This is a genomic window from Nonomuraea cypriaca (assembly GCF_015645445.1).
Taxonomy (GTDB): domain Bacteria; phylum Actinomycetota; class Actinomycetes; order Streptosporangiales; family Streptosporangiaceae; genus Nonomuraea; species Nonomuraea cypriaca.
On record NZ_JADOGI010000402.1, the window covers coordinates 1 to 5,228 of the forward strand.

Consider the following 5,228-nt stretch of genomic DNA (forward strand, 5'->3'; position numbering starts at 1 on the left):
ACGCCACGAGCTCGCCGTACGACGGTTGCTCGCTCTGGGCCGGAGTCACCCGAAGATCATCCCATGGGCAAGATCATGCTGCGTCACCACACAGAGTCCTACACAAGGAAGCGACGTGAATAGTCACATACGACGAGCTGATCGGCGAGGCGCTGGCGGCGCCGTTCGAGGGCTGGGACTTCGGTGTGTTCGAGGGCCGCATGACCACCGGCGGCGACCTGCCATGGGACTACGAGGAGCTGGTGCGGACGCGGCTGCCTTTCGCGGCCTCGCTGCTCGACCTGGGCACCGGAGGCGGCGAGTTGCTGGCATCCCTGGCACCCCTGCCACCGCGTACGGTGGCGACCGAGGGCCACCCGCCGAACGCGCCGATCGCCCGCCGCCGCCTGGCACCCCTGGGCGTCGAGGTGGTCGAGGCGGCCGGCGCGCTGCCGTTCCCCGACGGCTCGTTCGACCTGGTCGTCGACCGGCACGAATCGTACGACCCGTACGAGATCCGCCGCGTCCTGGCACCCGGCGGCACGTTCGTCACCCAGCAGGTGGCCGGACGGGACCTCGAGGAGATCAACGCGGCACTGGGCGGGCCGCCGCACGAGGGCCGGGACTGGGACCTCACCATGGCGACGACCGCCCTCATCGATGCCGGGCTCGACGTCACCTGGAGCCGGGAGGCCGCCTTGACCACGACGTTCCACGACGTCGGCGCGCTCGTACTCTTCCTGCGGGTGGTCTCGTGGCAGGTGCCTGGGTTCGACGCGAACACCTATGCCGACCGGCTCCGCGCCCTGCACTCGGACATGAAACGCGACCGCCCGCTGCACGCGACCGCTCACCGCTTCGCCCTGACCGCCCACTGACCGCCCAGATCGTCGAACGCGCCTCCCGGAGTCACGAGCCCTCCTCAGGAGAAACCTCGGTCAGCTGCGGCCGAGGAGCTCCTCGTTGAGGATGGTGCCCCCCGAACTCCAACCGCCGTCGGCGACCTCTTCGAGGATCACGAGTGTGGTCGACCGTGCTCGTTCGCCGTACACGTTCACGAACGCGTCGGTGACGGCGTCCTGCAGCTTCTTCTTCGATTCCGGGGTGAGAGTGTCCGCGGGCACTTTCAGGTTGGCGAATGGCATGGTGTTCCCTTCCTGAGGGGCCGATGGTCTTCAGCGTGTGTGCGGGTCGGACGCGTTGAGCGTGGCGACCACCTGGTCGTAGTCGCCGCGCGCCTCGCCGAACCGGAGGAACTTCACCCGCTCGACCAGGATCTCGGTGGCGTCGGGCTGTGCGTCGAGAAGGGTCATCACCTCGTCGGCGAACTCGTCGAGCGGCATCGCGAAGTCCGAGGTCTCCTGGCCTGGCATGAGCGCGGTCTGTACCGACGGCGGGACGAGCTCGATCACCTGTACGCCCGCGGGCGCGAGCTGGAGGCGCAGCGTCTCGCCGAGCATGTGGATCGCGGCCTTGGTCGCGTTGTAGGTGGGAGTGATGCGCAGCGGCGCGTGGGCCAGGCCGGACGCGACCGTGACGATCGTGGCGCCGGGCCGCTTCCGCAGGTGCTCGGTGAGCGCGGCGATCAGCCGGATCGGGCCGAGCAGGTTCGTGGTGACCGTGGCCTCGGCGTCGGCGAGGAAACCGGGCGTGGTCCAGTCCTCGGCCCGCATGATGCCCGCCATCGCCATGAGGACGTTCAGATCGGGGTAACGGCTGACGACGTCCGCCGTCGCCTCCGCGATCGACGCCGGATCCGCCGTGTCGATGCGGACCGTGCCGAAGCCGTGCTCGGCGGCCAGATGCTCCAGCAGGTCGGTACGCCGCCCGCCGATGACGACGGTGTTCCCCTTCGCCTGCAGCCGCAGGGCGAGTGCGAGGCCGATCCCGGACGTCGCGCCGGGGATGAAGATGGTGTTGCCAGCGATGTTCATGCCTTCACCCTGCGCGCCGTACGCCCGGCGCGGGAGAGCACTGCGGATGGGGGGATCGGCGATCCCTGGCTGGGACCGGCCGCCACGCCGCACAATGGTGGGCATGAACCGTGCCGCACTCGCCGACTTCCTGCGCCGCCGCCGCGAGGCGCTGCGCCCGTCCGACGTCGGCCTGATGCCCGGCCCGCGCCGTCGCACGCCCGGGCTGCGGCGCGAGGAGATCGCGGCGCTGACCGGCATGTCCGCCAACTACTACGTGCGGCTCGAGCAGCAGCGTGGCCCGCAGCCGTCCGAGCAGATGCTCACCGCGCTGGCCCGGGCGCTGCGCCTCACCGCCGACGAACGCGACCACCTCTACCGCCTCGCCGGCCACAACGTCCCGCGCCGCACGCCCGCCGACACGCACGTGGCGCCCGCCCTGCTGCGCGTCCTGGACCGGCTGGAGGACAGCCCGGCGCTCATCCTGTCCTCGCTCGGCGAGGTGCTGGTGCTGAACCGGCTGGCGACGGCGATCTTCGGCGACCCCTCCGGGCGCACCGGCTGGGCGCGCAGCGACGTCTACCGGTGGTTCACCGACCCGGCCGGCCGCCGGATCTACCCGCCCGAGGACCACGAGCGCCAGGCGCGCAGCCTGGTCGCCTCCCTGCGCGCCGCCCATGGCGCGGCGGGCCCGCGCTCGCGGGCCGGAGAGCTGGTCCAGGTGCTGCTCGCGGAGTCCGAGGAGTTCCGCGCCCTCTGGGAGCGGCACGAGGTCGCCCGCCGCTTCGCCGACCACAAGACCCTCGTGCACCCCGAGCTCGGCCGGATCGAGGTCGACTGCCAGGCGCTGTTCACCGAGGACCAGGCGCAGGCGCTCCTCGTACTGACGCCTCAGCCGGGCAGCGAGGCCGAGGGCAAGATCCGGCTGCTCGCGGTGCTGGGCCACGAGGAATTCACGGCGACCGCAGGGGATGTTCACGGGTGAGCTGACCCGTGAGAATCGAGCCCTTCGAAGATCGCTTTTCGAAGGGCGGAGGCGTTCCTCGACCAGTTCGAGGCCCGCGCCCCAGGACGGTAGGACGGGGCGGTGCGCGTTCCGGGGTGCCGGATCACGCACCGCCCCGGCGTACGATCCCGATGCGGCTCTCAGTAGGTCCAGCTGGAGCGCAGCTCGGCCTGCCAGCCGTTGTTCGGGAAGTAGTTGTGGATGATGAACGCCGGCCCGAGCCCCTTGGCGAAGATGTTGTCGCGCTGGTGCCGCAACTCCAGCGGCCCGCCCGCCGTGCCGCCGTTGCCGGGGTTGTTGTCCTTCCAGATCTCGAACTGCTTGATGCAGGTCCTGCCCTGGTAGAACTTGTTGGCGCAGTTGGGCGCGGACGGCGGGAACCACACCTGCTTGTGGTAGAAGTCCACGTCGGTGCCGCCGGGGATGAGGATCTTCCCCCACGCTTCGAGGCAGTAGGCCTCCGCCGGGGTGTCCCACTTCACGTAGTGCTGCTTGCCGGTCAGCGACAGGATCGGCTTCTTGTTCTGGCAGTTGACGTCGCCGATCGTCTCCTTGGTGACCCGCTGCTTGAGCATGCCCTCGTTGTTGCCGTAGCCGTCGAGCAGCACCCAGTCGCCGGCCCGCTCGAACTTCTCGTAGTTCGCCGGCGGCCACTTGTCAGGGTCGCCCCACCTGATGTGCGAGACGTTGAGTCCCTGCGGCTCCCACGCCCACTGGTTGCGCCACGTCCCCGACGTGAACTGCCCGGCTTTGCGCTGGAACATCTGCGAGAAGTCGCCGTACGTGCCCAGGTCGGCCGCGCTGGCCGCCTGCGCGGGACCGGCGGCGAACGCCATGCCAAGCGCCATGATCACCAAGAGTGACTTCTTGTATCCGGAAAACATCCACCCGAGGGTAGCGGCGTGATTCCACACCGCCCGACACTTCAAGAAATGGCTAACTGTCAGGTGCCGGGCGCCGCCGGGACATTTCCAGGTTATTTGAAGGAAAGCCCTGCGCAGCGGGTGTCCTCCTAGGGTGTCCGCGGACACGTATGCGTACGCGGCTCGCGGGAGTGTGAAATCGGGTGGCCATTCGTCAGCGGAGCGAGAAGGGACGGCGGGCGGCGGGAATCGTCGCGGGCGTCCTGGCCGCCGTGCTCGTGGGCGCCGCCATCTTCATGGGCACGGGCGTCTCCAGCGCCCGCCCCAAGCTCTCCGACGTCGGCGCGTGGCTCGCCAGCGCCCTCAACGGCGAGGTGGTGCACGCCAACGGCCTGTCCGGGCAGGTGGACGGCCGGGTCGACCTCGCCTCCGCCGAGGGCGAGCCGCTCAAGGTGGTGCAGGACGGCGACAACGTGCTCGTCGTCGACGAGTCCACCGGCAAGGTCAGCCGCATCGACCCCACCCAACTCGAGGTCGCCCAGACGAACACGCTGAGCGCCGGCGGCATGCAGATCGTCATGGGCGCGGGCAAGGCGTACGGGCTTGATCCGCGGGCCGGCACCGTACAGCAACTCGACCCGCTGACCGTGGACATGATCGGCACGGCGATCACCCTCAAGGCGCCGCTCGGGCAGGCGGGCATCGACAAGAACGGCACGCTCTGGGTGCCGGTGCCCGAGGAGGGCACGCTCGTCCAGGTCAACGGCGCGCAGCGGGGCAAGGCGGTGACGGTCGGCGAGCCCGGCGACCCGCTCACCCTGACGATCGCGAACGGCGTCCCGCTCGTCACGAACTCCGCCTCTGCCTCCGCCATGGTGATCGGCCCGACCGGCACCAGGCTCCAGGTCTCGCTGCCCAGCACCGTGACCGACGCAGGGAGCGGCGGCCTGCTGGTCCCGCCCGTGGCCGAGAGCCAGGTCGTGCCGATCCTCGCCCCCAAGCAGCGCGCCCTCGTCCTCGTCGACACCGCCAGCGGCGCGCTGACCACCGTCGCGGTGAAGGGCGGCAAGCTGGGCGCGCCGCAGGCGCTCGGGCGGCGGATCTACCTCGCCGACGAGAGCACGGGGCGGCTGATCGTGTACGACACCGTGGCCAAGCGGTTCGAGGCGGACAAGGTGGTGACAGGGAAGGCGGGACCGCTGGAGGTGTTCGTCAAGGACGGGCTGCTCTGGGTGAACGACCAGTTCAGCGAGACCGCCCTGGTCATCGAGCAGGACGGCAGGGGACACCGGGTCGGCAAGTACGACGAGGCGCTCGGCCAGAAGGACACGCCGACGCCGCTGCCCGAGGTCCCGACCGGCATTCCCTCGGTGACGGAGCCGACCGCCGTGCCCACCCGTACGACGAGCCGGCCCACCGGCAAGCCGTCGTCGGCCCCGACCGTGACCGTCACGGCGACCCCCACCC

Annotated in this window: 6 protein-coding genes; 3 read left to right on the forward strand and 3 right to left on the reverse strand. The window is 70.3% G+C overall.

Annotated elements, in window-relative coordinates; genetic code table 11:
- Positions 1 to 185: 185 nt before the first annotated feature.
- Positions 186 to 857, forward strand: a complete 672-nt coding sequence (locus tag ITP53_RS53675) for a class I SAM-dependent methyltransferase (RefSeq protein ID WP_328818780.1) — start codon at positions 186 to 188, stop codon at positions 855 to 857.
- A 60-nt stretch (positions 858 to 917) separates the two neighbouring features.
- Here ITP53_RS53675 and ITP53_RS53680 read toward each other — a convergent pair whose 3' ends face one another.
- The gene (locus ITP53_RS53680; protein ID WP_195903190.1) at positions 918 to 1,124 is read right to left on the reverse strand and encodes a tautomerase family protein; all 207 of its coding nucleotides are present in this window, start codon (positions 1,122 to 1,124) and stop codon (positions 918 to 920) included.
- Positions 1,125 to 1,154: 30 nt separating this feature from the next.
- Complete coding sequence (locus tag ITP53_RS53685) at positions 1,155 to 1,913, reverse strand: SDR family oxidoreductase (RefSeq protein ID WP_195903191.1); 759 nt, start codon at positions 1,911 to 1,913, stop codon at positions 1,155 to 1,157.
- A gap of 103 nt (positions 1,914 to 2,016) precedes the next feature.
- Between ITP53_RS53685 and ITP53_RS53690 the strand changes: the two genes are divergently transcribed.
- Positions 2,017 to 2,877 (forward strand): helix-turn-helix transcriptional regulator, encoded by an 861-nt coding sequence (locus ITP53_RS53690; protein ID WP_195903192.1) that lies wholly within the window; start codon positions 2,017 to 2,019, stop codon positions 2,875 to 2,877.
- 161 nt (positions 2,878 to 3,038) lie between these two features.
- Here ITP53_RS53690 and ITP53_RS53695 read toward each other — a convergent pair whose 3' ends face one another.
- Complete coding sequence (locus ITP53_RS53695; RefSeq protein ID WP_195903193.1) at positions 3,039 to 3,746, reverse strand: hypothetical protein; 708 nt, start codon at positions 3,744 to 3,746, stop codon at positions 3,039 to 3,041.
- A gap of 218 nt (positions 3,747 to 3,964) precedes the next feature.
- Here ITP53_RS53695 and ITP53_RS53700 point away from each other — a divergent pair.
- Positions 3,965 to 5,228: hypothetical protein (locus ITP53_RS53700; RefSeq protein WP_328818783.1), on the forward strand; the 1,264-nt coding region annotated here is incomplete at its 3' end.